This window comes from Streptomyces sp. NBC_00009 (genome assembly GCF_045040855.1).
Taxonomy (GTDB): Bacteria; Actinomycetota; Actinomycetes; order Streptomycetales; family Streptomycetaceae; genus Streptomyces; species Streptomyces aureus.
Genome location: NZ_CP108312.1, coordinates 8,318,955 through 8,343,626 on the forward strand (window position 1 = coordinate 8,318,955; position 24,672 = coordinate 8,343,626).

The 24,672-nt window shown below is 69.5% G+C and carries 19 protein-coding genes and 4 pseudogenes; 14 read left to right on the top strand and 9 right to left on the bottom strand.

Annotated features, from left to right (window positions below):
• Window positions 1–180 precede the first annotated feature (180 nt).
• The 3 genes and pseudogenes from OHA58_RS37895 to OHA58_RS37905 all read left to right on the top strand — a co-directional run bounded on the left by OHA58_RS37895 (window position 181) and on the right by OHA58_RS37905 (window position 1,122).
• Entirely contained in the window at window positions 181–684 is a 504-nt protein-coding gene (locus tag OHA58_RS37895; protein ID WP_405484383.1) for a hypothetical protein, read from the top strand.
• A pseudogene (locus tag OHA58_RS37900) lies at window positions 677–856 on the top strand (ABATE domain-containing protein); the annotation flags it as partial. The gene OHA58_RS37895 and the pseudogene OHA58_RS37900, both read left to right, overlap by 8 nt.
• A gap of 140 nt (window positions 857–996) precedes the next feature.
• Window positions 997–1,122 (top strand): CGNR zinc finger domain-containing protein, encoded by a 126-nt coding sequence (locus OHA58_RS37905; RefSeq protein ID WP_405484385.1) that lies wholly within the window; start codon window positions 997–999, stop codon window positions 1,120–1,122.
• 53 nt (window positions 1,123–1,175) lie between these two features.
• Here the strand turns inward: OHA58_RS37905 and OHA58_RS37910 are convergent, their stop codons facing one another.
• Window positions 1,176–2,021 (bottom strand): prephenate dehydratase, encoded by an 846-nt coding sequence (locus OHA58_RS37910; RefSeq protein WP_405484387.1) that lies wholly within the window; start codon window positions 2,019–2,021, stop codon window positions 1,176–1,178.
• 636 nt (window positions 2,022–2,657) lie between these two features.
• Between OHA58_RS37910 and OHA58_RS37915 the strand changes: the two genes are divergently transcribed.
• From OHA58_RS37915 to OHA58_RS37935, 5 genes and pseudogenes are all read left to right on the top strand, one after another.
• Window positions 2,658–3,656 (top strand): IS110 family transposase, encoded by a 999-nt coding sequence (locus OHA58_RS37915; protein ID WP_405484389.1) that lies wholly within the window; start codon window positions 2,658–2,660, stop codon window positions 3,654–3,656.
• Between the two features lie 24 nt (window positions 3,657–3,680).
• Window positions 3,681–4,103: pseudogene (locus OHA58_RS37920) on the top strand (RNA-guided endonuclease TnpB family protein); the annotation flags it as partial.
• 383 nt (window positions 4,104–4,486) lie between these two features.
• Window positions 4,487–5,440 (top strand): phosphotransferase family protein, encoded by a 954-nt coding sequence (locus OHA58_RS37925; RefSeq protein WP_405484391.1) that lies wholly within the window; start codon window positions 4,487–4,489, stop codon window positions 5,438–5,440.
• 316 nt (window positions 5,441–5,756) lie between these two features.
• Window positions 5,757–7,217, top strand: coding sequence for an FG-GAP-like repeat-containing protein (locus OHA58_RS37930; protein ID WP_405484393.1), 1,461 nt, complete (start codon window positions 5,757–5,759; stop codon window positions 7,215–7,217).
• Window positions 7,218–7,603: 386 nt separating this feature from the next.
• Window positions 7,604–7,810, top strand: coding sequence for a DUF5988 family protein (locus OHA58_RS37935; protein ID WP_405484395.1), 207 nt, complete (start codon window positions 7,604–7,606; stop codon window positions 7,808–7,810).
• 143 nt (window positions 7,811–7,953) lie between these two features.
• Here OHA58_RS37935 and OHA58_RS37940 read toward each other — a convergent pair whose 3' ends face one another.
• The 5 genes from OHA58_RS37940 to OHA58_RS37960 all read right to left on the bottom strand — a co-directional run bounded on the left by OHA58_RS37940 (window position 7,954) and on the right by OHA58_RS37960 (window position 13,642).
• Window positions 7,954–8,937, bottom strand: coding sequence for a LacI family DNA-binding transcriptional regulator (locus OHA58_RS37940; RefSeq protein WP_405485385.1), 984 nt, complete (start codon window positions 8,935–8,937; stop codon window positions 7,954–7,956).
• 122 nt (window positions 8,938–9,059) lie between these two features.
• A complete protein-coding gene (locus tag OHA58_RS37945) occupies window positions 9,060–9,995 on the bottom strand; it encodes an ROK family protein (RefSeq protein WP_405484397.1) in 936 nt (311 codons plus the stop codon).
• Window positions 9,989–10,615: an AGE family epimerase/isomerase gene (locus OHA58_RS37950; protein ID WP_405484399.1), complete on the bottom strand. Its 627-nt coding sequence runs from the start codon at window positions 10,613–10,615 to the stop codon at window positions 9,989–9,991. The genes OHA58_RS37945 and OHA58_RS37950 overlap by 7 nt, the downstream gene beginning before the upstream one ends.
• A gap of 266 nt (window positions 10,616–10,881) precedes the next feature.
• On the bottom strand, window positions 10,882–12,393 hold the full coding sequence (locus tag OHA58_RS37955) for an amino acid permease (RefSeq protein WP_405484401.1): 1,512 nt from the start codon (window positions 12,391–12,393) through the stop codon (window positions 10,882–10,884).
• A 40-nt stretch (window positions 12,394–12,433) separates the two neighbouring features.
• A complete protein-coding gene (locus tag OHA58_RS37960) occupies window positions 12,434–13,642 on the bottom strand; it encodes an aminotransferase class V-fold PLP-dependent enzyme (RefSeq protein WP_405484403.1) in 1,209 nt (402 codons plus the stop codon).
• A 146-nt stretch (window positions 13,643–13,788) separates the two neighbouring features.
• Here OHA58_RS37960 and OHA58_RS37965 point away from each other — a divergent pair, with 146 nt between their 5' ends.
• From OHA58_RS37965 to OHA58_RS37975, 3 genes are all read left to right on the top strand, one after another.
• A complete protein-coding gene (locus tag OHA58_RS37965) occupies window positions 13,789–14,463 on the top strand; it encodes a FadR/GntR family transcriptional regulator (protein WP_405484405.1) in 675 nt (224 codons plus the stop codon).
• Window positions 14,464–14,977: 514 nt separating this feature from the next.
• Window positions 14,978–15,376 carry a VOC family protein gene (locus tag OHA58_RS37970; protein ID WP_405484407.1) on the top strand — a complete coding sequence of 133 codons (399 nt, stop codon included), beginning with the start codon at window positions 14,978–14,980 and terminating at the stop codon, window positions 15,374–15,376.
• Entirely contained in the window at window positions 15,373–16,020 is a 648-nt protein-coding gene (locus OHA58_RS37975) for a TetR-like C-terminal domain-containing protein (protein ID WP_405484409.1), read from the top strand. Before OHA58_RS37970 ends, OHA58_RS37975 begins: the two co-directional genes overlap by 4 nt.
• A gap of 60 nt (window positions 16,021–16,080) precedes the next feature.
• Here OHA58_RS37975 and OHA58_RS37980 read toward each other — a convergent pair.
• Window positions 16,081–17,253, bottom strand: a pseudogene (locus OHA58_RS37980) (RNA-guided endonuclease InsQ/TnpB family protein).
• A gap of 28 nt (window positions 17,254–17,281) precedes the next feature.
• Here OHA58_RS37980 and OHA58_RS37985 point away from each other — a divergent pair.
• Window positions 17,282–17,446, top strand: a pseudogene (locus tag OHA58_RS37985) (transposase); the annotation flags it as partial.
• A gap of 944 nt (window positions 17,447–18,390) precedes the next feature.
• Complete coding sequence (locus tag OHA58_RS37990; RefSeq protein WP_405484411.1) at window positions 18,391–19,044, top strand: TetR/AcrR family transcriptional regulator; 654 nt, start codon at window positions 18,391–18,393, stop codon at window positions 19,042–19,044.
• A 119-nt stretch (window positions 19,045–19,163) separates the two neighbouring features.
• On the opposite strand, the gene OHA58_RS37995 is transcribed toward OHA58_RS37990, so the two are convergent.
• Entirely contained in the window at window positions 19,164–21,641 is a 2,478-nt protein-coding gene (locus tag OHA58_RS37995) for a SpoIIE family protein phosphatase (protein WP_405484413.1), read from the bottom strand.
• Between the two features lie 80 nt (window positions 21,642–21,721).
• Window positions 21,722–24,187 carry a SpoIIE family protein phosphatase gene (locus OHA58_RS38000; RefSeq protein ID WP_405484415.1) on the bottom strand — a complete coding sequence of 822 codons (2,466 nt, stop codon included), beginning with the start codon at window positions 24,185–24,187 and terminating at the stop codon, window positions 21,722–21,724.
• Window positions 24,188–24,425: 238 nt separating this feature from the next.
• Here OHA58_RS38000 and OHA58_RS38005 point away from each other — a divergent pair, with 238 nt between their 5' ends.
• Window positions 24,426–24,566: a TetR/AcrR family transcriptional regulator gene (locus tag OHA58_RS38005; protein ID WP_405485387.1), complete on the top strand. Its 141-nt coding sequence runs from the start codon at window positions 24,426–24,428 to the stop codon at window positions 24,564–24,566.
• Window positions 24,567–24,672: the final 106 nt, after the last annotated feature.

Sequence of the window (24,672 nt, forward strand, 5' to 3'; positions counted from 1 at the left end):
GACGACCTCGTGGCCGGGCGTTCCGGGCGGCCGCCGGCCCGACGCCGTCGTGCGGCGGTTGCCGTCATGGTCGTGACGATCTTGGGACATTCCCGGAAGGTGCGAGGGGGCATTGGACATAGCGACCATGGTTCCGTTGGAGAGCACCCGCGGGGCCATCGAGCTAGGCAAGGATTGTTCATGCGTACCAACCGCAAGACCGCCGTCACCCTCGCCGCCGTGCTGCTTGCCGCCGCGGCCCCCGCAGTTGCGCAGGCTTCCCCTTCGACCGAAAGCGGCACCGCCCCCTCGGCATGCCGTCCGGCCAACCACACCGCGAAGATCACCGAGGCGCCCTCCAGCGCGGGGCACCACCACTACCGCGTCACCCTGAGCGCGCCGCGCGGCTACGACCCCTGCCAACTGGCCAGTTCGCCGAAAGGCGTGCGGTTCTCCGACCACGGCTCACAGACCCGGATCACTGTCGGCCAGTACGGTGACCAGCGCGCCGTGGTGACCTTCGGCCCCGGCCACCCGGTGCACTTCGACATCCAGGTCCCCAACCACGCCCGCCAGGTCTCCGCGGACGAGGCATCCTTCACGCTCCGGGCCCCGGACGGGCAGATCCCCGGCACGTCTTTCGCTCAGGGCAGGCTGAAGGTCGCCACCGGCACCCTCATCGGACCGCTGCAGCAAGGTGCCTGACCGCCCCTGCGCACACCCCGGGCTCGATGCGCCTCCGGAGGCAGACGAGGTCGACCTGGAGGCCGCGATCGACCTGCCTGAGGTGATCTACTCGCTGGTGGCGGTGCGCCTCGCGGCCGAGCCCCTGCCCGCCGCCGATGTCGCCGAGCTGAACCGGCACGCCGTGGGCCTGCCGGTGAAGGCGCAGCTCGGGCCGGAGGGAGTGGTGCACACGGGGGGTCCGTCTCCCAGGGCCTCGCGGCCCTCGCGCGGGAGACGGTCGAGATTCTCGGCGGCGACGAAGGCACGCTGCTGCGGGAGTGCGCCCGCCCCGTGTGCACTCAGATCTACCTCGACCGTTCGCGCGGCCACCGGCGCGAGTGGTGCGCCATGAGGACCTGCGGCAGCCGGGTCAAGGCTGCTGCCTACCTGGCGCGCCAGAGCGGCGCCACGGTCTGACGGGCGACTGCCCGGCATGGCTCACGTGGAGCCTGCCGCCGTGTCGCGGTGCCTCAGGCGGTTCGCTCGCGCAGCCGGTGCCGGTGCGCCGGGTAGACGCCGAGGACGCGGACCTCGGAGGAGAAGAAGCGCAGCTCCTGCAGGGCGAGTGCGACACCGGGCTCGTCGGGGTGTCCCTCGACTTCGACGTAGAAGCAGCTGGGGTTGAGACCGGCGCCCATCTGGTAGCTCTCGATCTTGGTCAGGTTCACCGCGTTGCTGGCGAAGCCGCCAAGGGCCTTGTAGAGGGCGCTGGGGATGTTCCGTACGGCGAAGAACAGGCTCGTCATCGTCGGCTCGTCCGTGACCGGGGCGAAGACCGCGTCGCGGGAGAGGACGACGAAGCGCGTGGTGTTGTCCGGGTCGTCCTCGACTCCCGCCTGCAGTACTTCCAGACCGTAGTGTCGTGCGGCGGCCGGCGGGGCGAGCGCCGCGTGCCGGACATCGCCCAGCTCCGCCACCTCACGGGCCGCGCCCGCCGTGTCGTCGGTGATGAGTGTGCGCCAGCCACCCGTGCGCAGCACCTTCCGGCACTGGCCGAGCGCGTGCACATGGCTGCGGACGTACTCGACCTGGTCGAGCGAGGCTCCGGGGACGCCCACGAGGTCGAAGTGGATGGCGAGGAAGTACTCGGCGATGACGAAGAGGCCCGATTCCGGCAGCAGATGGTGCACGTCGGCGACGCGTCCGGCGGCCGAGTTGTCGACGGGGATCACCGCCACGTCGGCGGCGCCGAGCGTCACCGCGTCCAGAGCCTGCTCGAAGCTCGTGCAGGGATGCTCCGTGCATCCGGGGAACAGGTTCTGTGCACCGGTCGCCGAGTTGGATGCGTATTCACCCTGGTATGCGACTCGCGTCACGGGATGTCACCTTCGGTGGGAGAGCCGGCGCCGTCGGTCGGCAGGAGATCCACCGTAGACCGAACGTGCTGAAGCGCCGCGAAGCTGTCCACGACGAGAGACTCGAGAGGGCGGTACCCTCCCTCGTTCGTCACCGGCATCGCGCTGGGCGCGGCAGCTGACGAGCGAACTCGCGGCGCTGGGGCGACCGCGGTCCGTACGAAGGAGGCGTGCGCTCCGCGCAGCCACCTTTCGCCGGAGCGCGTGGCGCATGCGGCCTGCACAAACAAGTTGTCCAGTACGAACGCCCTGTCCTGCCGGGCGGGGCTTCACGGGCGCGGGCCACGTAGAGGTCGGGCACGCGCGCGGCGGATCTCGGTGGTCCCGTCTTTCAGGCTTCGATATCACGGCCCCGGCGGGGATGCGGGGGGCCGTCCGCGCCCGCCAGGTCGGACAGCAGGCCGCCGGGCGAGGGAATCGCGTAGTGGTCGAACAGCCATGACGCCTCGTCGGGAGCGATGTTGGCGAACGCGGCGCCGAAGGCCTCGGCGCTGAGCGTCTCCGCGCCGATCCGGCCTGTCGCCGGCCGCCATGACCAAAGGGGGCGGCGAGGTCGTTCTGGGGGTCGATACCCACAGGGACACACACGTCGCCGCCGTGGTTACTCCTCTCGGCGCGGTCCTGGCCACCGAGGCGTTCCCGGCTACCTTGGTCGGCTATCGCGAACTGCTGGACTGGGCCCGGTCTTTCGGGACACTCACGCGTGCCGGAGTCGAGGGCACGGGCTCCTACGGAGCAGCCCTGACACGCCACCTCCTGGCCCGAGACGTCCAGGTCTTCGACGTCAACCGGCCCGACAAGAGGGCCCAGCGGCAGCAGGGCAAGACCGACACCGTCGACGCCCAGGCGGCCGCGCGGGCCGTCATTTCCGGCAGAGCCACTGCCCAGGCCAAGACCGGCAATGGGCCGGTGCAGATCGCGCGCATGTACAAGATCGCCAAGGACTCCGCCATCAAGGCCCGCACCCAGGCCATCAACCAGCTCAAGGCCGTCCTGGTGTCCGCCGATCCGGCCCTGCGGGAGCAACTGACCCCTCTGACCAACCCGGCGCTGATCCGTACCTGCGCGAACCTGACCTCGGGTCCCGACAACCTTGGCAGGGACGAGGTCCTGGACGCCACACTGGTCACGCTCCAGCTGCTGGCCGAGCGCATCCAGCAGCTGACCGCGCAGATCGACGAGCTGAAGCGACGTCTGGCAGGCCTCGTCCAGTCCCACGCTCCACAACTGCTGGAGCGCGTCGGCGTCGGCCCGGACAGCGCCATCACGCTCCTGATCACCGCCGGTGACAACCCAGAACGCCTGGCCGACGAGGCGTCCTTCGCCGCACTGTGCGGAGCCAGCCCGGTCGAGCGCTCCTCCGGCAAACAGCAGCGTAGACGCCTCAATCGCGGCGGCGATCGACAGGCCAACGCAGCGCTCTACCGCATCGTGCAGAGCCGCCTGCGCTGGGATCCACGCACCCAGGACTACCTCAAGCGGCGGACCAGCGAGGGAAAGACCCGGCGCGAAGTGATCAGATGCCTCAAGCGATACGTCGCCCGCGAGATCTTCTCCCTCCTCCCACGCGCCGGGCTCACGCCCGCCCCGGCATGACTGCTTGACAGTCATAGGGGCGTCCAAGCCATCGCGGTGGAAGACCTGGCGGTCAAGGGACTCGCCCGTACACGCCTGGCCAAGTCCGTGCACGACGCCGGATGGTCACAGTTCGTGACCATGCTGGAGTACAAGGCCAGCCGGTACGGGCGCACCTTCGTGCGCATCGGCCGGTTCGAGCCGACCTCTCAGGTCTGCTCGGCCTGCGGCGTCAAGGACGGCCCCAAGCCCCTCCACGTCCGAGAGTGGACCTGTGGAGCCTGCGGGGCCGTCCTGGACCGAGACATCAACGCGGCGGTCAACGTCGCGAAGGCGGCCGGACTGGCCGTGTCAGCCCGTGGAGCGCAAGTAAGACCGGGACTCGTCCCGGCGCAGCGCGATGAAGCAGGAACCCACCCGAAGCCGCGCCCTACAACGGCGCGACAGGCGGGAATCGCCCTCCTTTAGTTGGGCGAGGATGTCAACGTGTTGCGCTCCTTGTACTGATACTGCTCAGGGTCAAGGCCTACCAGTCGGCCGCCGTCCCTCCTGCTCCGCCGACACCGGAGTGCCTCCGATGCCCACATCAGGGCGCAATGCACAACGGCGGACATGCCACCTGAAGCGCGTGAGCGGCGTGGCAGGATGTCGATCCGCGACTCCAAGCAGGACAGAAGTACCCGTGCGCCTACGAAGGGCCTGCGACATCATCGCGAGGTGATCACTGTCCCACCCGTCCTTGAAATCCCCAACCGCGTGGGCTTTGACCTGTGGTCGGTCTCAGATGCCGAGCCCTGAATCTCCCTCGGCTACCTTCGCGCGTGTGGCAGTCCGGATGATGAGGTGGCACGGTGACCAACGACGATGAGGCGGCGGCTGTGCGACCGTTGACACTGGCTTGGGTGAGCCGGCACCTGGCGGTTGGCGAACGGATCGTCAGAACTGAGGCGCTGCACGGCGGCATCACCGCCGAAATGCGGAGGCTGACCATCGGCACGCGAGACGGGGGCACCCGTGACCTGGTGCTGAGGACTTTCGTCAACGTGGAGCACGCCGAGGACTGGCTGAACAGGGAGGCCGGCGCCCTGACCCTGCTCCCAGGGACCGGGGTGCCGGCTCCTGGACTGGTCGCGGTTGATCCGACCGCCGAACAGTGCGAGTATCCATCGCTCCTGATGACACATCTGGCGGGCCGGACGGTCCTCGACGATGAGGGATTGGAGACGCGCGTCCCTCTGCTGGCCCGTCAACTCGTGGCGATCCACGCGTTGAGACCAGCCGAGCGGCCCCGCGAGTATGTGGCGTTGACGACCGCCGACACCGTCGTGACTCCGAAGGGCGCTGACGCGGCGGCATGGGCCGCGGCGATCGACGTGATCCGCAAGCCCGCGCCGCCCTATCAAGGGCGATTCCTGCACCGGGACTTCCACCCCGGGAACGTGCTGTTCGACGTGCCGCCCTCAAAGCCGGCAGGTGCCCGGATCACCGGCGTCGTCGACTGGGCGGCTACCTCCTGGGGACCGGCGGATCTGGATGTGGCGCACTGCTCCACCAATCTCGCGCTGCTGCACGGTCCAGCGTGGGGTCTGCGGTTCGCTGAGGCGTATGAGGAGGCCGGCGGGGTGCTGGCCACGGCCGCGAGCGAGCGGCTGTACTGGCGGGTGCGGGACGGGCTGGCGTTCTCAGAAGAAGTGCGGTTGGTGTCGCAGCCATGGCGGGAGGCAGGGAGGACAGAGCTGACGACGCGGGCCGTGGAGGAGCGGCTGGATGCCTATGTCACCGCCCTGATGGACGCGCTGGCTTGAGCCATGGGAGTCGGGGGCGCGGACCCGGCTTCACCGTTCACCGTTCACCGAACAACCAAGCGGGGAATCGAGCAGACGCTGGGGGGTTTCGGGCATCCTCATCATCTGATGAGGTTCGCTGAAACTCTCCCCAACGGCCTTTCATTGTCTGGCCGGACTTGTTCAGGCTGCCTCCCCACCCAGCCGTGTTGTGGAGCGAAGGTGCCTGTCAGCGCGGGTCGACATTCGAGTCCGTACCAGCACAACCCTGGGCGCCCTCCGGGTGTCCCACAGGTGAACTCCCCGCCTCTCGGACACCTCGGACCCTGGAGCCCACATGCGCACACGGATACGGACGTATGCCACAGCAGCCATCATCGTTGCTGCGGCGGCTGTCGGGCCGGTCCTCCCGGCCTCGGCCTCTGTTCCCGCGCAGACCGACGGCGACTTCAACGGCGACGGGTACGCAGACCTCGCCGTCGGCGTACCCGACGGCTCGGTCGGCGGTAAGGCGAGAGCGGGCTACGTCAACATCGTCTGGGGCGGCCCGAAGGGAATCGGCGCTCACGGCAGCATCCGCATCAGCCAGGCCACCCCCGAGGTCCCCGGGACCCCGGAGACGGGCGACCGCTTCGGCGGCTCCGTGGCCCTCGTGGACACCAGCGGCGACGGCATCGCGGAACTCCTCGTCGGCGCCCCCGGCGAGGACGTCACCGGCCGCGGCACGGACGCGGGCTCGGTCACCGCGGTGGGCGGGGCCAGGGGCGGTCCGGGCCCGGGCTCCGTCGTCCTCAACGGCCCCTCGGCGTCGGCGGCGTTCGGCCTCGCGGTCGCCTCGGCCGACCTGACCGGCGACGGCAACAAGGAGATCGTGATCGGCGGCACGGACAAGGTCGTCGCTCGTGTCGCCCAGGGCGAGGACAGCATGGTCACCACCGTCGTCACCGCCCCCATGGGCGGCCACGCCCCCATCCTCGCCACCGGCGACTTCACCGGGGACGGCACGGCGGACCTCGCGGTCGGGTACTGGACGAAGACCCCGTTCACCCAGTCCCACGTACGCCTGTGGGCCTGGGACGCGACCGAGCAGGCCATGGCCAACACCTGGAACACCGACAACGCCGGCGTCTCCGCCCTCGCCGCGGGCGACTTCGACGGCGACGGCCACGACGACCTGGCCCTCGGCGAGTGCCGTGAGATCGCCGACGAGAACATCGACGACCCGTGCGGCCCCGAGGAGCTGGCCAAGGGCGGCGGCATCCACGTCCACTACGGCAACGCCACGCCCGGCAGCTTCGGGTTCCGCCAGCAGACCCTCAACCAGGACACGGTCGGCGTGGCGGGCGTCGCGGAGACCGGTGACCACTTCGGCGCCGCCCTTGCCGTCGCCGACATCGACAACGACGGCCGCGACGACCTGATCGCCGGCGCCCCCGGCGAGGCGATCGGCACCCGCTCGGGTGCGGGCGCCGCGACCCTCCTGTTCGGCGGCCCGACCGGCCTCGTCGACGCTTGGGGCGAAGGCCACTCCGTCGGGTTCCAGCAGGACACCCCGCGCGTGCCGGGCGTCGCGGAAGCCGCCGACGCGTTCGGTGCCGCCGTCGCCACCGGCGACTACGACCACGACGGCAGGGCGGACGTGGCGGTCGGCGCTCCGGGCGAGAACGCCGCCTCGGGCGGCGTGTGGCTGCTGCCCCGGGCGAGCGCCAACGGCTCCTCCGCGTTCACGCCCGCCAAGCTGGGCCTGCCCTCCCCGTCGAGCGCGCTCGCGTACGGCAGGTACCTCAGCGGCCAGTGACAGTGCTGCACAGTCCCGGCCCCTGGGACTCGTCCCGGGGGCCGGGACTGCGTGTGGCTCGCAGGTTCCCCGGTGATGGACTCACCGCGGGCGATGTGCAGCGCAGTGTCGGCCGTAGATCGGTGCGCGCCACCTGTGGTTCACAGGGCGCCGTGGCACAGGCGCTCGTCGTCGAGGAACTGCATGTCGACGGTGTGCCAGGTGCCACCTGTGGACGGCGGGAGTCGCTGGGTCATGTCCGTCGTCCTACGACCCGACGCCGCGAGCGCACGCAGGCCTGATGAGCCCCTCGTGGTGGTGGGGGTCGCCGGCACGGAAAGGGGGGAGTGGCAGACGTGTCGGCGCGTCATGAAGGAGCCGGTCGGGCCTGCGGGGAAGATCTGGTCATGGTCGACGCGATGAAAGCAGTTCTCGAGGGCGGTCCTGACGATCTTCCTGAGCGGATCGTCTCCGTCTCCACGCCCGGGTTGGACATCAAAGTTCCCCTGCGCGGGGGGTACGAGCACTTCAAAGCCACGACACGTCAGGAGGAGACCTCGCAGGGTCTGTTGCCCGTGTACGAGTGGTGGGAGCGCACGGAACTGCCTGGGTAGGGTTTGCGCTCGCAGCGTGTGCCCCGAGCGCAGCGTGTGGCCCCGAGCGCGGCGGGTGCCAACCACCACTCACTGCCGACGCGACATGCGTCCCCCTGCAAGTGGCTTCGAGTTGTGCATGTGCCGGGCGGTCCTCTGCGAGATCAGGCGCCCGTGTGGTGCACGATGTGAGTGGGGACGACCGTCCTGCGTGGCGGCTGCTGTGGCGCGGCCGGGTTCTCGTCGATGCGCTCGAGCAGCAGACGGGCGGCGCGGCGCCCTACTTCGTCGGCGTCATAGGCGACGACGCTGACCGGCACGTCCAGCAGGTCCGCCATCTCAAAATCGTCGAACGCGGCAAGGGCGGTGCCGCTGCGCAGGCCCCGCACGGCACGGTAGGCGCCGAGGGTGATGCGGTTGTTCGTGCAGAACAGCGCTGTCGGCGCGTCCGTGCGGTCGAGGATTCGGTGCGCCGCGGCCTCGGCCCCGGGGATGTCGTAGGAGCCCCTGCTGATCCATTCCTCGCGGGGGGCCAGTCCGGCCTCCTCGTGGGCCGCCCAGTAGCCCCGGAAGCGCTCCGCACCGGTGAACAGGGCGGGCGGATTGCCGACGAAGCCGATGGAGCGGTGGCCGTCGGCGATCAGCCGGGCGGTGGCCGCGTGAGCGCCGCCGAAGTCGTCGACGAGGACAGTGTCGGCCTCGATGCCGGCGGGCGGGCGGCCCGCGAGGACGATCGGGGTGGGGCCGAGCACGTCCGGGGCCAGGTGGCGTTGTGAGGCGCCGGCCGGGACGACGATCATGCCGTCCACCCGTCGGGACACCAGGTCCTCGACCAACTCCCGCTCACGCTGGACCTGTTCGGCGGTGTTGCCGAGGACGAGACGCAGGCCGTGTTCCTCCGCGACCTGTTCGGCGCCGAGGGCGAGCCGCGAGTAGAAGGGGTTCGCCAGGTTGGTGACGACGAGTCCGATCATGCCGCTGGCCTTGCCGAGACGAAGGTTGCGGGCCACCTCGTTGCGCCGGTAGCCGAGCTCTTCCACCGCCGTGAGCACCTTGGCCCGGGTGGCGGTGCTGACGCGCTCGTCGTCCTTGAGGACGCGCGAGACCGTCATGGCGCTCACCTGGGCCCGCGCGGCGACGTCCCGCATCGTGGGGGGCGTGGCGCCGGGGCGGGCCGGACTGCCGGACTGGGGCACTGCGCTTCGCACTCTCTTCACGTCTCCTGGGCGCGGACACGCCCGCCGATCGAGGCGGGCGGCGGCCCGCGCCCTCATCCTAGGTCCGGTGGACGGACGTCACGGATCGTCGATGTCATGGTCGGCCGTCGCGCCCACCATGCGGCACCCAGGAGCGGCGCGTCCTCGGGGCGCAGCGCCGTACGCACCGTCAGCCGCCGGGCCGACGACGTACCGGGCCCCTCGGCGAGACCGATACGCAGCGGCACCTCGGTCAGGTCCCAGGACGCGGCGATCGAGCCGCCCACCATGAGCACCGTGGCCTCGAAGCCTTTGATCCACGGGGCGAGCGTCTCGCCGAGAGCGCGGAAGGCGTGGTCGAGGACCACGCGCGCGTACCGGTCTCCGCCGCGAGCCAGCTCCGCGATGGTGCGCACATCGGGCACGACGTCCGGGTCGTCGAGCGCGGCACGGGCGTAAGCGGCGCGGATACCCCGGCGCGAGACGGTGTCCTCCAACGGGCGGTCCCCGTACGTGAGCAGGTGGGCGCTGCCGTCCTGCGGGACGAGAGGTCCTTCGTTGACGGGCTCGCCGTGGTCGACGAAGGCGGAGCCGATGCCGAGAGTGACGCACAAGGCGCGCTCGTGCCCGGCCGCGGCCCCGGCAGCGTATTCACCGATCCCGAAGGCGTCCGCGTCGTTGAGGAACCGCAGCGCGCCCGGCTCGGGGGTCAGGCGGTGTTGCAGTTCGGTGCGGAGATCGATCCCGTAGAGCGACTCGAACTTGCCGACGCCCTCGAACAGGCCGATCCCCGCCTCGTAGTCGAAGGGCCCCGGCACGGCCACGCCCCACGGCGCTGCGGCTGGGGCGGCCAGGCGGGCGGTCGTCCCGGCAACCGCGCCGAGGATTTCGTCGACGCTGCCCTGCGCGGGCAGCGGCGCCCTGACCTGCCCGTGGACCAGGCCCCCGTCGAGGTCGACGAGCGCGGCGGTGACGTGCGTGCCACCGATCTCCAGGACGGGCGTCAGCATGCGATCACCCCCTGGCGGGCCGCCTCGCCGAGGCCGAGGTGCTGCGGGGCGCGTGCGTAGAGCGTGGCCTGGAACGCGTGGTATAGGTCGGGCTTGCCGTCCCAGGTCGTGGTGGTGGGGTGGCCATGGGTGTCGAGTTCGTGCCACCAACTGCCGCCCGCCCTGTCCAGGACGTCGCGCGCCGCGTAGTCCCAGAACGAGCGGTACCAGCTTTCGTATGTCGCGTCGCCGGTCGCCCGGTACAGGAAGACGGCCGCGCCGACGGCCTCGGCGATCGTCCAGTGCATGCGCTGCCGGTTCACCGGCTTCCCGGCGAAGTCGACGCTGTAGACGAAGCCGCCGCGCTCGGCGTCCCAGCCCTCGGCCACGGCGCGAGCGAAAGGTTGCTGCGCCGCCTCCGTCGTCCACGCCGCCTGGACGCCCGGTGTCTGGGCGCGCACCATGACGAGCAGGCGCGCCCACTCCAGCCAGTGGCCCACGAGGGAGCCGCGCGGGGTCTGTGGTCCCCAGGTCGCCCGGCGTGCCCGCCGTGGTCGTGCCGTGCCGCTCAGCTGGGCAGGCTTGGCGACTGGTAGGCAGGCCGGCTCACCACCGGCAGGGCAGGTGCGCCTGAGGGGCATCAGGGCAGGTCCTGGCACACGGAGTTGGCGCGGCTCAGTCCCTTGAGCCGCTCAACTCCTCGCCCCGGCCCGGGGCCGTCGCGCCGTCCAGCATGGAGCGGCTCCAGGGCGGCGAGGGGCAGTGCCGTCGGCCTTCGGCCGCTTCGCGGCGCCCGAACTGCTGCGCACTGCCCCTCACCTCTGCGTCACGCCAGGACCGGCGCCACCGTTCCACCGGCCGGCCGGCACAGACCTGGGGCCTTTTGGCCGGCGCCGCGTTCCAGGGCTCACACGCGGCCCGACCGGTCGGGACTGAGTTCCGCGTCCATGTCTGACGTCGACGGATTCTCGGCGGTGGCGAAGCGGCTGTTGTGGCGGCCCCAAAGGAAATAAATGGCCAGCCCGGCGGCCATCCAGGCCAGGAACCGGGCCCAGGTGATGGTGGGAAGGCTGAGGATCAGCACCACGCAGAGCACGGTGCCCAGAACGGGGACGAACGGTACCCAGGGGGTGCGGAAGCCTCGGGGCAAGGAGGGTTGGGTGCGCCGGAGCCGTAGGACGCCGAGGCTGACGATGATGAAGGAGAAGAGCATCCCGATATTGCCCAGTTCGGCAAGGTCGTTGATGGGCAGCAGCGCGGTCATGAACGCCACTGCGATACCCAGGGGCCAGACGATCCGGCGAGGGCTGCGGGTGACCGGGTGCACATGCGCGAACCATTCCGGAAGCAGTCGGTCGCGGCTCATGGCCAGGAAGACCCGGGACTGCCCCAGCATCATGATCATGACGACGGTGGTGAGTCCGCAGATCGCGCCCAGCCCGATGATCCGGGTCGCCCAATGGGCGCCCACCGCCTGCAGCGCGCCGGTGATGGGTGCGGCGTTGTCGAGCTTGGTGTAGTTCTGCATCCCCGTGACGACCAGCGCGACGGCCACGTAGAGCAGCGCGCACACCGCGACCGTGGCGCTCAGCGCGCGGGGCATGGTGCGGCGCGGGTCGCGAGCCTCTTCCGCGCTGGACGCCATGATGTCGAAGCCGGAGTAGGCGCCGAAGATGATGGCCCCGCCCGTGAGCACGCCCGCCGCGCCGAAGCTGGCGTTCAACCCGAGGCCCAGCCTGCTCAGGACCGGCTCCTGCCAGAATCCTCCGCTCTCGGCGGCGGACTTGGCGGCCGGGATGAACGGCGACCAGTTCGCGGCATGCAGGTGCTGCACTCCGATGACCAGGAACAGGGCCACGGCAGCCAGTTTCACCAGCGTCATGGCCATGTTGATCCGCGCGGTGGTGCGGATGCCCGAGGCCAGGATCGCGGTGAGGACGAGTATGACGAGCACCGCGGGAACGTTCACGGTCGCGTTCGGCCCGGCGATGGCCGATGGCAGGTGCACCCCGAAGGTGCCCAGGAAGTCGGTGAAGTACTGGGACCAGCCGGTGGCCACCGCTCCGGCACCCATGGTCATGTCCAGGATCAGGTCCCAGCCGATGATCCAGGCCACGAGTTCGCCGAGCGAGACGTAGGCATAGGTGTAAGCGCTGCCTGCGACCGGGACCGTACTGGCGAACTCGGTGTAGCACAGCGCGACCAGAAAGGTGGCCACGGCGCCGAGCAGGTAGGACAGCACGATGCCCGGCCCTGCATAGCGGGCGGCGGCGGTGCCGGTGAGGACGAAGATTCCGGCTCCCACGGTGACGCCGATACCCATCAGTGTCATCTGGAGCGGTCCGAGTGCGCGGGTGAGCCGGGTGGTGCCGGCGCCGGCTTCGGCGATGGTGGCTTCGATCGTCTTTCTGCGCGTCATGGCGTCCCTGTGGGGGTGAAGTGGTGCGCGGTCGGGGGCGTCAGGGGTGGAGCACGTCGCAGCGGTCGGCGAAGTCCTGGTAGTCGGCGGGGGTGTTGTACAGGTGGGCCGACAGGCGAAGGAACCCGCGGCCGCGCCAGGTGGTGACGGACGTGGCGCAGGCGTGGCGGTCGGCAATGGCGTGCTGCAGCGCGTGTGCGGCGTCCTGGTCGGCGGCGATGCCGTGGGGGAGTGGGACCAGTCGCATCGTGGGAGCTGGTTCAGGGGGAAGCCCGTCGAGGCTGGCACCCCAGCGCTCGGCGACGTACTGCTGGGCGTAGTCGGCCAGAGTGGACATATGGGTCCGGGCTGCGTCCCAGCCGTAGCGGTCCTCGATGAGGTCCAGTGCATGGGGGGTGGCCAGCCAGGCGGCCAGGTCCAGTGTCCCTTGCTGGTCGAAGCGCTGTGGGTAGTCGTCCGGGGCGCCCCAGGAGTCGATCGGCGGGAACAGCCGCTGCCGATCGGCGGAATCGGCCGGTTGAGCGACCAGAGCTGCGGTGCCGCGCGGGGCACAGGGCCATTTGTGCAAGTTCCCGACCCAGTACGTGCCCTGAAGGCCGCACAGCGGCTCGGCGAGCATGCCGGGTGCGTGCGCGCCGTCGATCAGCAGTGCGATGCCGCGCTCGCGGCAGTCCGCGGCGATCTGCTGAACCGGCATCAGCCGGGCGGTGGCGGAGGTGATGTGGTCCACCACGACCAGGGCCGTACGGTCGTGTGCGTCCACCGCCGCGCGCATCAGCGCCGCGCTCTGCTCGGCGTCCGCGGCCAGCGGGATGTGCACGGTGTCGACCTGGGCGCCGGCCCGTGCCGCATGTCGCCGCACCGCCATGTCGACGGCGCCGTAGGCGTGGTCGGTGACCACGATCCGTTCACCCGCGCGCAGCGGCAGCGAGGACAGCACGGCCGTGACGCCCGCACTCGCGTTGGGGACCAGCGCCGTCGCCTCCTGCGGTGCGTGCAGCCAGTCGGCGATGGCACACCGGGCCTGCGCCACACGTGCAGGCAGATGGCGGAACCACGCGACCGGGTCGCGCTCGGCCTCCTCGCGCAGCGCCTGCTGCCACGCCCCGGTCGCCGACGGCACCGCACCGAAGGATCCATGGTTGAGATGTCGTACCGCTGGGTCGAGTGACCAGTCGTCCAGCGCCGGGAGGCCGTCCGGCCGGAGCACCGGATCTGGCGCGAGGGGACGGAGGTCGGCCTGAGGCATGGCGAGACTCCCTCAAAGTTGTCCGATGATTTCTCTGAGCAATGGGAAAGTAGCAGCATAGATACGCGTGACGGAACGGATGTGGCGCAGAGTCATACGATGACTTGGGGGCGATAGGCTCGACACGCAGAGAAACGGGGGAGCGGATGGCTGCCAAACAGGACGTAGTGGCCCAGCTCCGGGCGCTGATCGCCTCCGGCGAGCTGACGCCCGGTCAGAAGCTGCCCGCGGAACCCGCGCTCTGCGATCAGCTCGGAGCCTCCCGCGGCTCCCTGCGCGAGGCCGTCCGCGAGCTCGAGGCGCTCGGCGTGCTCCAGGCCCGGCACGGCTCCGGCACCTATGTCTCCCAATTGCGCCCGGCCGAGATGATGCGAGGTTTCGCCGCCACCGTGGACCTGGTCCCGCTGGACGGCCTCCTCGAACTCGTCGAGATCCGCCGCGTCCTGGAGTCCCACGCGGCCGGGCAGGCCGCAGCGCGTGCCACAGCCGAACTCGACGCCGAGCTGTCCGAGTTGCTCGCAGCCATGGAGCGCGAGACCGACCACACCGCACTGAGCGACCTGGACGCCCGCTTCCACCAGCGGATCTGCGACGCGGGCGGGAACGAGTCGCTGGCCGCACTGGTCGAGGTGTTCCGCTCGCGCGGCAGCCACTACGACATCTACTCGATCGAGGAGGTCCGCCGGGACAGCGACAAGGGCCACCGGGCTATCGCGGCGGCGATCACGGCACGCGACCCCATGGCCGCCGCGCTCGCTGCGGGGGCGCACATCACCCACACCCAGGACTGGCTGCGCCGCTTCCGCCCCCGACCGCACTGACCCCTCTCCGCATGGCCGGCAACTCCGGCAGCTCGGCGACGGTGCCGCCCTCCGCCCCCACACGGCCACGCCGAAGGCTGTAACCGCTTTGAGCGGCAGGCATGAGCTTGTTCGGCGACGACCAGGGTGAGGCTGGACGTCGCCGACAGCGCCGAAGTCCTCTACCCGGACTGGATGTTCGTCGAGCGCGCCGTCGGCAAGCAACCGTCAGGGTGTAACAGCCTCCTCCGGCCAGGAGCGCACTGAAGATCTGCAACGAACTCCCGACGCCTGGCACGGCACCTCACCGTGCTGCCGCGTTCCACCGAGTCGGTCGAGCGCCCACGACGAGGACGGTGCGGCGTTCTGCGATGTGCCGCATCGGACGTCACGTCGCTCCGGCCGATCCACGCGGGCAGATGGGGCCCGGGTCCGGGGCCCGTTCCGGCATGAGGGGTTGTGAGCGGTCGACGAGCGGGAATACGATACGAACCGGTTCGGATCTTAATTGCGACGTCCACCGAGGGGACCTCACATGCGTGTCACCGGCTTCGATCATCTGGTGCTCAACGTCGCCGACGTCGAGCGGTCGCTCGCCTTCTACTGCGGCCCGCTCGGGCTCGCCGGCGAGCGGGTCGAGGAGTGGCGGGCCAGGAAGGCGCCGTTCCCGTCGGTGCGGGTGAGCGCCGGAACCGTCATCGATCTCGTCCAACGAACCGAGGGGGCGGCGGGGAAGGCGGCCAACGTAGACCATCTCTGCCTGGTCGTGGAGCCGCTCGACTGGCAGGAGGTCGTCGACTCTGGGGTGTTCACTGTGTTGGAGGGGCCCGTGCCGCGCTGGGGCGCCCGCGGTTCTGCGCAGTCCGTGTACGTGCGGGACCCGGACGACAACACTGTCGAGCTGCGCTGGTACCCGCAGGACGACCGGCGATGAGCCCCACCGGTGGCCGGCCACGCGACCCGGCGATCGGGGCGGCGGTGCTGGCCGCCACCATCGAGCTCCTCCGCGAGGACGGCTACACGGGCTTCGCCTTGGAGAAGGCCGCCGTCCGGGCCGGCACCACCAAGGCGGCCATCCGGCGCCGCTGGCCGGTGCGGCAGCGGCTGGTCATCGACGCCCTCGCCTCGGTGCTCGTCACCCCGCCCACCCCCGACACCCACTGCACCCGCTGCGATCTCCAGCAGAGCGTCGAGCTCCTCGCCGAGGCCCTGGACACCAGGCTGCCGCAGGGCGTCCTCGCCCCCCTGGTCGCGGAGTGCGCCGCCGACCCGGAGCTCCACCGCCATCTGCTGACCGCCCTGGTGGAACCCAGTCGCTCCGCCGCAGAGGTCGCGGTCCGACGCGCCGTCGATCGAGGCGACCTGCGTCCCGACACCGACCCTGGCCTCGTGGTGGACCTGTTCGCATCCGTCGTCTACCAGCGCGCCCTGCTCGGCACCGCCCCCCTCGACAGGGCGGCCGCCCGCCGGCTGACCGACCTGCTGCTGCGCGGCGTCGCCGTCGACTTCGACCGGCTCGTCGAGATCAGCCGACTGCCCGCCGCCCACCGCCATCCCCAGTCAACTACCCGGTCGTGAACGACCGGGCTTGCTGCTCGAGTCATCACTGGTTGTGATGGGTACGGCTGCGTCCACGACTCACGCGATGAGGGTGAGTTCAGGGGCCGTTGACTGGGTCCCGCAGACCCACGCCATCCACCCGCGGTGGGCGATGTTGTGGGACGAGTTGTGGTCCGCGTGCTCAACGAAGCCGCAGGACCTGCACGCGAACCGGGCCTGGGCGGGCCGGTTTCCGCGTTCGATGTGATGGCACTGGGAGCATTCCTGGCTGGTGTACGCCGGATCGACATACACCACTGGGACTCCAGGCTTCCTCGCCTTGTAGACGATGAAGGCGCCGAGCTGGGCGAAGGGCCAGGAGTGAAGCGTGGCGCGTTGGGGCTTCCTCAGCCGTGCCCGCTCGTGAAAGCCCTTCAGGTCTTCCAGGGCGATCCCGCGACCGGTGCGTTCAGCCTCCGCCACGATTCGTTTGCTGATCTTGTGGTTGATGTCCTTGTTCCGCCGGGCTTCCTTGCCCGCATGCCTCTTCGCCCGCCGCTTGGCGGACTTGGTCTGCTTCTTCTGCAGCTTGGACCGCAGCTTCCGGTCGCTCTCGCGCTTGCGGTTGATCCGCCTGCCGCTGTGGCGCTCGCCGTCGGAGGTAGCGGCGATGTTCACGATCCCCAGGTCGACGCCCAGGAACCCGGCCGGGTGGGTGTTCAGGGTCTTCTCGGGGGTCTCGCAGGTCGCGATGAGGAACCACTTGCCGTCCCGGAACAGCAGGTCGGACTCGCCCTGGCGGTGTCCGGCCAGCACAGCCAGCTGTTCGGCGTGCCCGGTGAAGGCCACGCCCTTGAGCCGGCCAGCCGTGCTCCAGATCGATACCGTACGTGCCTGGTGCTGTCAGGACAGCATCCGGTCGTCGTAAGGCTGCGCCGCCTGGGGCCGGAAGACCACCGGCTTGCCCGAGGCGCGAGTGTGCCGCCTGGAACCGGGCCGCCCGTACCGGCCGTTACGCAGGTTCGCCTTCAGCGTGGTGTAGGCATCGCAGGTCTTCTTGATCGCGTGCTGGGCGGCCTGCGCGCCCAGTCCCCACCTGACCCGGATCTCGGCATAGGTGTGCTTGCGGAGCTCCAGCGGACGTCGCGCCTCTTTCTCGAACGCGACGGACGCGGCCCACGTGGCGGCCTCGTTGCAAGTATGCAGGGTCGCCTCAAGTGCCGCCGCCTGCCCAGGCGTCGGCAGCAGCTTCACCCGTACCACCAGCTTCACCCGCTCAGCGTAGATCTATGTCACCGCGATGGGAGCCAAACCCCGATCTAAGAACAGAAGGGGTAGAACGGTTGTCTACACCCTCCACGCCCATATGGTCTTCACCCCAAAGTACCGGCGTGGACCGTTCACCGACGAGATCCTCATCCGCTGCGAGGAGGTCATGTGGGACGTGTGCGCTGACTTCGGAGCCATGGGGAGCAACCAGCCCGGGAAGACCTCATGCGCCACAGGGCATGAGCTTGCCCTTTAATCTCCGTCCGTGTCTTACGGCGGTTATGGGCGGTTCCAAACGGCCTCGGACCGGCTGACTATCTGTCGGAGTTCTCGGGCGCTTCGAGGCGAAATAGCCTGCGTCACGGTATCGAGGAGCGCGCGGGCTTCGAGCGGGTTGCCACAGCAGTACCAGTGGAGGTTGCCCCACTCGTAGTCGTGCCATAACTGGCGCTCGGGACGGTGGACGTAGTCCTTCCACAAGCGCACGGCCGCGCTGGCGTCTCCTGATTGCAGATAATTGCGGGTGCGTTCGAGACGGGAGATCTCGGACTGTGCACGAGAGGACAAGCCATCGATGACGGGTTTTGTGTCTGGTGTCCGGTGGCGCGAGATGCCGGCCCGGAGGTGCCCTGGCCGTCTACGTGGCATGGTCCTTTCGGTTCGTCGTCATGCCGTACATGCTGCCACGATCTCGAACGCGGATCGAACGGATTCGCTCGACTGAGGGTTCACCGGACGCCGAGTGAAGAGCGCACGACGACACCCCCTCCCCCGTCACCGCCGTCCTGGACATCCCCGCGGGACGCATCCGGTTCATCGCCGCCGACCGCGCCGACACATGCGTCGAGATCCTGCCCGCCGACAAGTCCAAGAGCCGCGACATCAAGGCCGCCGAACACCACTTCCCGGGACGCAACCGGCCGCTGTTCCGCTCATCTGGCCCACCAGGGGCGGGCGGTCATAGCCGGGTCCGGCACGGATGGCCAGCATGTCCGTGCGAACTTCACGTGCGGCGGCTGCTGGCGAGAATGGCGCACAGCGACGGGCCGATAGAGCAGGCGATTCCCGCTTCTGCCAAAATAGGAGGTACCGATTGGCCTCTGCACCACCATCCTGCGATATAGATCTACCGAGGTTGTCGTGAGCAAGCCCGTGGCCCGCGCGCCTCAGCGCCGCAATGCACGGTCCAACCGGGCGCGCATCCTGGACACGGCCCGCCAGGAGCTCGGCCGGAACCCGAACATCACGATGGAGGAGCTCGCGCGAGCCGCCGGTGTCGTGCGGCGCACGCTCTTTGGGCATTTTCCCGGGCGGGAAGCCCTGCTGGTCGCGCTCGCTGACGAGGCGTCCGCAGCGCTGCGGGAGGCGGCGGGGGACGCGGTGGGGCTGGATGAGCCGGCTGAGCGGGCCCTGGCGGGGCTGTTCCTTGCGATGTGGCCCGTGGGAGACAGGTACCGGATGCTCTTGGCGCTGGCTCGCAGGCACTTGGGAGCCGAACGCGTAACGGGGATCCTGGCTCCGATCCGAGACGCGGCGACGGACATTTTGGAAAGGGGACAGCGGGAGGGAGTTTTCCATTCCCACCTGCCGCCCGTGGCGCTCAGCGCCGGACTGGAAGCGCTGACGGTCGCCTTGCTGGAGAGCGTTAATGACGGGGTACTGGATGATGACGTCGTCCCTCTCGTCATCGCCACCCTGATCGCTGCCGGGGTGCCGGAAAAACGTGCGAGTGACGTGGTCATGGACGTCTCTTCCGTGATCAATGCCAAGCCCGGCTTCGGTGATGGCACCTGATCCCGGCCGCTGCGCCTCCTCGAGCCGAGCCGCGGCGCGGCCACGAGGTGGGAGTCTGCCGCTGCTCGCAGACTCCGGCCTCGGGTAGCTGCTGTCATGGCACACCGGGTCGAGACACATCAGAGCTGTGGGTGACTCTGCCGCGACCCACCTCGGTGAGCCGTAGCTTCAGGGGAATCCTGGATGGCTTGCTCGGACCAGATCGTCTTGCCGTTCTGGCCATGGCGGCAGCCCCATCGTCCGCCGAGTTGAGCGACGAGGAACAGGCCGCGTCCTCCCTCGTCGGTTATGCGGGCACGCCGCAGGCGGGGTTGGGTGGCGCTGGAGTCGGTGACCTCGCACACCAGGACGTTGTGGCGAATCAGACGGAGGTCCATCGGCGGACGACCATAGCGGATGGCGTTGGTCACCAGTTCGCTGACGATGACTTCGGTGGTGAAGATGAGGTCGTCCAGGCCCCACATGGCGAGTTGGCGGGTTATCCACTCTCGAGCCTTGGAGACGGCGGCCGGATCGGCCGGGATCTCCCAGTGAGCGGTGTCCGCCGCTGGGATGGCGCGGGTGCGGGCCAGGAGCAGAGTCGCGTCGTCGCGCGGCGCTTGGGCTGTCAGGTCGGCGAGGAGAGCCCGGCCGGTTTCGTCCAGGGAACGATCCGGACGGCAGGACGCAGCGAGGGCTTCCGTCAGACGCCGCAGGCCTTGGCCGGTGTCGCGATCGTCCCGTTCGACCAGGCCGTCGGTGTAGAGGGCGAGGACGCTGCCCGGCGCGATGTCGATCACGGTGGTCTCGTACGGCATGCCGCTGAGGGCGAGTGGTGGCCCCGGGGAGATCCCGACTGCTTCGGCGGTCCCGTCGGGCCGGACCAGGACGGGTGGCGGGTGCCCGGCACTGGCTATGGCACATCGTTGGGTGACCGGGTCGTAGACCGCGTACAGGCATGTGCCGCCGATGATGTCGTGGTCGCCGACTGGGGCTTCGGCCGCGAGGCGCTGGACCAGGTCCGCGAGCCGGGTGAGCAGCTCGTCCGGTTCGAGTTCCAGGTCCGCGAGCGTCTGGATGGCGGCGCGCAGGCGGCCCATGGTGGCGCTTGCGGGCATGCCGTGGCCGACGACGTCTCCGGCGACAAGTGCCAGCCGGAGAGAGGGCAGAGCGATGGCGTCGTACCAGTCGCCGCTGATTTCGGCTCCGCCGCCTGCGGGCAGGTAGGCGCTGGCGGTCTCGGCTGCAGGACTGTCGGTCGTGGCCGGGGGAAGGAGGCGCTGCTGCAGCACTACGGCCGCCCTGTGCTCGCGCGTGTAACGGCGGGCGTTGTCGATGGCGAGCGCACCCCGTGAGGCGATCTGCCTCATGAGATCCGCCTCGTCCTCGGTGAAGGGGTCGGATCGGCCGCATCGCCAGGCCGATATGGCGCCGAGCGTGAGCCCGCGGGCATGCAACGGTGCCACCATCACCGAATGGGCGTCCTTCGGGACGAGATACTCGACCAGCTGCGGGTCGCTGACCATGGCGATGTAGTCGTCGCGGCCGAAGACGACTGTGTCGCCGTGTCGGAAGCTGCGCAGGAGGGGGTGGTCGGGAAGGGGCGGGACGGGGTCGCCGCGCTTGATGTCGGCCGGCCACACTGCGGTGGTCGGCGCAAGGGCCGCGTTGCCCATGTCTCCACCGCCCAGCTGCTTCGAGGGTTCTTCCCCGTTGAAAACGGGGTGCGCAAGGTCGACTGCGGCGAGATCCGCGAACGCAGGTGCGAGAACGTCCGCAAGATCCTGCGCAGTGCGCACGACATCCAGGGATCCTCCTACTCGCTCGGCCACCTCGCGGGCGAGATCCAAATGACGGCGGGCACGCATCTGGTCGGCGTTGTCCATGTACAGGGCTGCGACCCCCGTTGGGCGTCCTCGCGCGTCCTCCAGACGGAAGGCGGACAGCGACAGCGCGTGCTGCCGCGCCGGATCGTGCCGCCAGCTCACTTGCTGGTTCTTGCGGATCACTGGGGCACCTGTCTTGAGTACCTGGCGCAGTACTGCCTCGAGGTTCTCGGCGTCCTTGGCGCACAGCACGTCACTCAGCCGAACGCCGGGCTGTACTGGACGGCCGTCGAGAGGGCCCGGCGTGGCGTTCGTTTGCACAATGGTGAGATCCGTGTCGTGCACAGCGATCGTGATCCGGTTCTGTGCGGACAGTGCACGCAGGAGCGCTGCGCCCTGCTCGTGGTCGGCGACGTGGTGTGTAGGAGCCGCCAGGACGAGGACCTCCGCCGAGCCCACTTTTGTGGTCCGGAAGGTGACATCGACGGTGTCGCCGCACTGGTGCCACAGCCGTACCCGGCCGGACGCCGGCATCTCCGTGGTATCGCGCAGGTCGTCCGGGAGGTTGGCCACCAGTTCCTGCGCGGGGCGGCCACAGACCTCCTCGGCGCGGAACCCCGTCAGGTCCTCTGCTGTCTTGGTCCACCGCAGCACCGCGCCTCGATTGTCGAGGACGGCGGCTGCCGGACCGTCGCAGGCGTACAACCTGCCGCTGGGACCCGAACCGGAGACGCCCGTCGATCCTTGGGAGGCGCCTGCCGAGTATGCGTTCTTGACACTGTCTGTATTCATCTCTGGCTTTCTTTCCGAGAGCCTGGGGCTCGAGAGATCGGCCCGCTGTGGGGGCCGTCGGCCGCCTGGTCGGCAGCGCGTCACACCGCAACGGCTTTGGGGCGCAGGTCTTGTTCGGCCCAGACGACCTTGCCGTCCGTGGCGGAGCGGGAGCCCCACCTGCGGGACAGGTGCGCGACGAGGAAAAGACCGCGGCCGTTCTCGTCGATGCTGTGGGGATGACGGGGGCGTGGGTGGCTGGTGTTGCTGTCGGAGACTTCGCAAGTCAGGACTTGGTGCTGGATGAGCTGTAGGAAGATCGGCCCGCCGCCGTAGCGGATGGCGTTGGTGACCAGTTCACTGACGATCAGTTCCACGGTGCTTACCAGATACTCAAGCCCCCATTCGCTGAGCTGATGAACAGCTGCCTGCCGGGCGATGCGGACGGCGGCCGGCTCATTCGGCAGTTCCCAGGAAGCGACCTGGGCCGGTTCGAGTCCGTGAGTCCGCGCAAGGAGCAAGGTGACATCGTCGGCCGGGGCCTGGGACGGCAAGGCCTCGATCACCTGAGAGCACAGGTCTTCCAGGGACGGACCGGTCCTGGCCAGGGCGACGCCCAGACGATCCATGCCCACGTCGATGTCGTCGTCGCGGGACTCGACCAGACCGTCGGTGTAGAGCGCGAGCAGAGTTCCCTCGGGCAGTTCCAGTTCCACGGACTCGAAGGGGACCAGGCCGAGGCCGAGGCCGAGCGGGGCCCCGGCGGGCATGTCGGGGAAAATGACATGACCCTGCGGGTCGATGATCGCGGGCGGGGGATGTCCGGCCCGCGCCATCGTGCACCGCCGGGTGACCGGGTCGTAGACGGCATACACACAGGTGGCGCCCACCACCGCGGGGTCCTGGTCTGGAGCGTCGGCGTCTTCCTCGTTCAGGCGCCGGACCGTGTCATCGAGGTGCGTCAGCAGTTCGTGGGGAGGCAATTCCATGTCCGCGAGCGTGCGGACGGCGGTGCGCAGCCTGCCCATGGTCGCCGCAGCGTTGATGCCGTGTCCGACCACATCGCCGACGACGAGGGCCACCCGGGCGCCGGACAGTTTGATGACGTCGAACCAGTCACCCCCCACGCCGTGGTCCATGTCGGCCGGCACGTAGCGCGAGGCCACCTCGACGGCGCCGCCGCCTCGCACATGGTGGGGGAGCAGGTCGCGTTGGAGCGTGAGGGCCGTGGTGCGTTCGTGAGCGTACCGGAGCGCGTTGTCCAGGCAGAGCGCGGCGCGGGTGACGAGCTCCTCGGCGAGGAGCAGATCATCCTCCTGGAACGGCGTCTGCTCCTCGGAGCGGAAGAACAGCGCCAGTCCCAGCACGTAGCGCCGCGCACGGATGGGTACGACCATCAAAGAGTGAACCCCGTTGTCACGGACCTTCTGGGCCCGCGCCGGGTCGTGGTCGACCCATGGGCCGGCATGGGTGTCCAGCACCGGTTCCAGGTAGGACCTGCCCGTGCGCAGGGCGGTGGCGAATGACGAGGCCGGGTGGACGTGGATCACCTCTTCGCGCACCCACGGCAACTCCGCGACATCTGGGTCGATGGTGGCCAGACCGGCACGACGCAGCAGAGGGGGGCGGCGGCCGCTCGTCGTGCCGATCCGCCCCGAGGGCTCCACCCCGAACGGAACCGACTCCACCAGGTCGACGAAGGCGTGGTCGGCCAGCAGGGGCACGGCGAGGTTGGCCAGTTCCTGCCCGGACTGCATGACGTCGAGCGTGCTGCCGATGCGCATGCTGGCTTCGCTGAGGATGGCAAGGCGCTCACGCGCCCGCCGATTGCCGGTGACGTCCACGCTCATGGAGCACACCCCCATCGTCTCGCCGTCGGCGTCCTGGAGGCAGAAGAACGAGGCCGAGAACACGTGCGCCCGGCCCCGGCTCGCCGGCGGCCACGCCCGGTACTCGTGGACCTTGGTGGTGCCGCTCTCCAGGACCTGCTGCATCACTGCCTCGAGCGCTTCGGCCTCGAAGCCGGGAAACAGATCTTTCAGGTGGCGTCCGAACCATCGGTCTCGAGGAACGCCAACGTGGTGCTCCATGACGTCGTCCACCAAGGTGCAGCGCAGTTGCAGGTCATGAACGAGGATGCCGATTGGTGCGCGGGCAAGGAGCGAATCCCGCACCGGTCCGTTGGTCGCCCCCGAGGACAGGGTGCCGATGTCGGTCACGGATACCAGCCACCGGGTGCTGGCGTCCTGTCCCCAAAGCAACGAGAGCCGCAGAGTCATTTTGAGCGTGTGACCGACGCGGTGGCGGACCGCCACGGTGCCGGACCAGCCACCCTGGGCACGACACTGCTCGGCGTGCGACGCAGCCCTCAGGGCCTCCTCGGGAGGCGGCAGCACGTGTGCGGCGAACCGGCCTACCACCTCCCGGGCCGTGTACCCGACCAGCTGCCGGGCGGCATGCGTCCACCCGACCACCGTCCCCTCCGCATCGAGCATGGCTATTGCCGCATCGGGTATCTCTCGGGGTCTCACCGGCTCGGCGAGTGGCGTGTGGTCGGTGTTCGTCATCCGGCTCTTTCCATCGGTGCGGAGGTGTGAGGCAGCGTCGGCATGTAACATTTGTCGTCTTTGTCCACTTCTGATTGAATTGTCAGATACGATCGCTTCATCGTCAAGTAAAAAATGATGGATTCATCAGAATTGTTGCTCTTATTGATGGGCGTGCCGATGCCCGCCACGCAGGAACCGATTCGAACGCCGTCGTGCCCAGACCCGCCAGGCCCTCGTCCGCGCCGCGCGGCAGATCCTGGCCGAGTCTGGCGGCAGCAAGGCCAGCGTCCAGGCCGTCGCGGAGCGTGCGGACGGGGGCCTCCGCTCCGTCTACAACCACTTCACGGGCAAGTCGGGCCTATTCGACGCGGCCGTGGACGATGCACTGGAGGAGTAGGCCCAAGCCGTCGACGAACGCCTGCACGGCGTGGACGATCCCGCCGAGCGCCTGGCTGAGGGCGTTGGCGTGCGGCTCAGCGCGTGCAGGGCCGAGTCATACCCGG

Excerpts from the sequence above, each read along its gene's own strand:
- OHA58_RS38000 (WP_405484415.1), bottom strand. The coding sequence starts at position 24,187 with ATGACGAACACCGACCACACGCCACTCGCCGAGCCGGTGAGACCCCGA.
- OHA58_RS37945 (WP_405484397.1), bottom strand. The coding sequence starts at position 9,995 with ATGCTGACGCCCGTCCTGGAGATCGGTGGCACGCACGTCACCGCCGCG.
- OHA58_RS37970 (WP_405484407.1), top strand. The coding sequence starts at position 14,978 with ATGCGTGTCACCGGCTTCGATCATCTGGTGCTCAACGTCGCCGACGTC.
- OHA58_RS37955 (WP_405484401.1), bottom strand. The coding sequence starts at position 12,393 with ATGACGCGCAGAAAGACGATCGAAGCCACCATCGCCGAAGCCGGCGCC.
- OHA58_RS37950 (WP_405484399.1), bottom strand. The coding sequence starts at position 10,615 with ATGCCCCTCAGGCGCACCTGCCCTGCCGGTGGTGAGCCGGCCTGCCTA.
- OHA58_RS37930 (WP_405484393.1), top strand. The coding sequence starts at position 5,757 with ATGCGCACACGGATACGGACGTATGCCACAGCAGCCATCATCGTTGCT.
- OHA58_RS37935 (WP_405484395.1), top strand. The coding sequence starts at position 7,604 with ATGGTCGACGCGATGAAAGCAGTTCTCGAGGGCGGTCCTGACGATCTT.
- OHA58_RS37965 (WP_405484405.1), top strand. The coding sequence starts at position 13,789 with ATGGCTGCCAAACAGGACGTAGTGGCCCAGCTCCGGGCGCTGATCGCC.
- OHA58_RS37975 (WP_405484409.1), top strand. The coding sequence starts at position 15,373 with ATGAGCCCCACCGGTGGCCGGCCACGCGACCCGGCGATCGGGGCGGCG.
- OHA58_RS37940 (WP_405485385.1), bottom strand. The coding sequence starts at position 8,937 with ATGCGGGACGTCGCCGCGCGGGCCCAGGTGAGCGCCATGACGGTCTCG.
- OHA58_RS37995 (WP_405484413.1), bottom strand. The coding sequence starts at position 21,641 with ATGAATACAGACAGTGTCAAGAACGCATACTCGGCAGGCGCCTCCCAA.
- OHA58_RS37895 (WP_405484383.1), top strand. The coding sequence starts at position 181 with ATGCGTACCAACCGCAAGACCGCCGTCACCCTCGCCGCCGTGCTGCTT.
- OHA58_RS37960 (WP_405484403.1), bottom strand. The coding sequence starts at position 13,642 with ATGCCTCAGGCCGACCTCCGTCCCCTCGCGCCAGATCCGGTGCTCCGG.